Below are 2704 nucleotides of genomic sequence, written 5' to 3'. Positions count from 1 at the left end.
ATAAAGGTATGACGATAGTTGGGTTGTTTGAAGAGCAGGTTTCAAAGAGTGCAGACCGGGTTGCGCTGGTTTTCGGTGAAACCGAGCTGACCTACGGGGAACTGAACGAACATTCAAACCGGCTTGCTCACTATCTGCGGGAAAATTGTGGCCTCAGGCCGGATGACCTGGCAGGTGTAATGCTGGACAGGTCACACTGGATGATAATTGCTATTCTGGGTATATTAAAATCCGGGGCAGCCTATGTACCCATAGATCCGCAGTATCCAAAATCGAGAATTGAGTATCTTATCAAAGACTCAAACATCAATTTAATAATTACAGATTCAAATAATACAGAAATTTGCGACGAATTACAATGGGAAATAGACACCTTTAAATCATATATTTCAGTTGACGGGAAATATGATAAAAACTATTTAGTTTCAGAAGCAGAATCTAAAACGCTATGGGATTTTATAGCAAAAGACTCTACTGATTCGATTTCAGCGTCTGGGTGGAAAAGTAATTTTACTGGCGAACCATTCTCTAAGCTCGAAATGAAAGAATTTGTAACGAATGTTTTAGAAAAAATAAAACCGCACCTGAGTTCATCTAATACCGTTTTAGAAGTTGGTTGTGGTTCTGGATTAATTATGTTTGAACTAGCTCCTTTAGTTAGTTCGTATGTAGGAACAGATATTTCTAACGAAGTCTTAAAAATCTGTAAACATGATATTGAAGCAGGAAAATTTAAAAATATTGAGCTTAAAGAATTAAATGCCCAAGAGATAGATCAGTTTGGTGAGGCCACATTTGACGTAATTATTGCGAACAGTGTCATACAATACTTCCCTTCTCTTGATTATTTGAGACGATTTTTGTTAAAATGTGTTAATCTTCTTTCTGAAAACGGTGTTTTGTTTTTAGGAGACATAATGGATAAGTCTTTGCAAAAAGAATATTATCAAGCACTGTTACATAGCTCAGCTCATTTGAAGATAAAAGAGCTCGATGGAGAAATATTAAAGAAAGATTTGTTCTTAAACAAACATTTTTTATATGATTTCTTTAATTTAATCCAATATGAAAATGAAGTTGCAATTTGTAAAAAAAATGGATGTATTATAAATGAGCTAACCTTGTTTCGTTATGATACCATAATCAAAATAAATAAAGCCAAAGCCAAAACATTAAAAATTGATAAATTAAATAAAAGGCAGGTTTTCGGTTTTCCCGACTCTAGCAAAATTAATAACCTGACACCTATAAATAACCCCAATAATCTTGCATATGTGATGTATACATCAGGGTCTACGGGACAACCTAAAGGAGTAATGATTGAACATAGAAGTGTTGTTGCTCTATTTGAAAATTTTCACGAATCCTTTTTTTTAGGTTCGGCTAGCAGAATGGCAGCAATTACAAATTATACCTTTGATATATCCGTTCTTGAACTTTTAGGCACTTTGGTTAATGGACTAACGGTTTTTGTAATTGCAAGTAAAGATCCTTTAGATATTTTAAGATATTTAATTAAAAATAATATTGATGCACTACAAATAACCCCTTCCCACTTAAACCAGCTGTTAGAAGCAAATGAATTTGATACTTCCGGTCTGGAAGGGCTTAAAGTCTTAATAATTGGCGGTGAATCTTTAAATCCAAATACTTTCAAACTTTTAAAAAGTCTGAAAAAAACGAAAATACTAAATGTTTATGGACCAACAGAAACAACAATCTGGAGTAGTTCTTTAAATATAGAAATAGATTCCGCCCTTTCTATAGGTAGTCCCTTATTAAATGAGAGTATATTTGTTCTTGATCCTAGTTTTGCTTTATGTCCTATTGGAGTTATTGGGGAAATCTGCATAGGTGGTGCTGGTTTGGCAAGGGGTTATTTAAATCAGCCCATTCTTACATCTGAAAAATTTATAACCAATTTTTATAATCAGCATGTACGTACTTACCGGACAGGGGATATCGCCAGATGGCTACCCGATGGAAACTTAGAGTTTTTAGGAAGAAACGATGACCAAGTTAAGATCAGGGGACATCGAATTGAACTAGGGGAAATAGAACATGCTTTGGAACAATATCCGACTATTTTCTCGTCAGTGGTGGTTGCAAAGGAGAATAAATATTTAGAAAATGAATTAATAGCATATGTAGTAGGTAATGCATTAAAAATCAATGAAATAAAAATGTATATCAGTAGGGTACTGCCTGATTACATGCTGCCTTCTCATTATGTTGCCATTGACGAGCTGCCTTTGAATTCCAATGGTAAGATAGACCGGACAAGGTTACCTGAGCCCGACGGTTTGGAGCTGTCGGTCGGGAATGAATATTTGGCCCCTCAAAATGAGATAGAGGAAAAGCTTGCAGCGATCTGGAAATTTGTATTGGACAAAGATAGGATTGGAACAGGTGATGATTTCTTTGATCTGGGAGGCCACAGCCTTAAGGTAATCCGCTTGGCAAGTCAGATCCACAAGAGTTTTGATGTAAATGTAGAACTAAACGAGCTTTTCACCTGTTCCGTTTTCGCTGAACAGGCCGAATTAATTTCTCAGGCACAGAAGAGCCTTTATTCGGCTATTCCCCTGGCTGCTGCTGCTACAGGTTATCCTTTATCATCCTCCCAACGCCGTCTTTGGATACTGAGCCAGTTTGAAGAAGGGAACATAGCCTACAATATGCCCGGGATATATCTTTTTGAAGG

General features: G+C 36.2%; 1 protein-coding gene. It reads left to right on the top strand.

Features of this window, described 5'->3' with window-relative positions:
* Nucleotides 1–2704, top strand: a 2704-nt coding sequence (locus ABD769_RS24875; RefSeq protein WP_344854066.1) for an amino acid adenylation domain-containing protein, incomplete at both ends; no start/stop codon positions are given.

Source organism: Pedobacter jeongneungensis, assembly GCF_039538295.1.
GTDB classification, from domain to species: Bacteria; Bacteroidota; Bacteroidia; order Sphingobacteriales; family Sphingobacteriaceae; genus Pedobacter; species Pedobacter jeongneungensis.
Note: the sequence above shows the minus strand (reverse complement) of the source record. Positions and strands in the feature narration are given on the sequence as shown.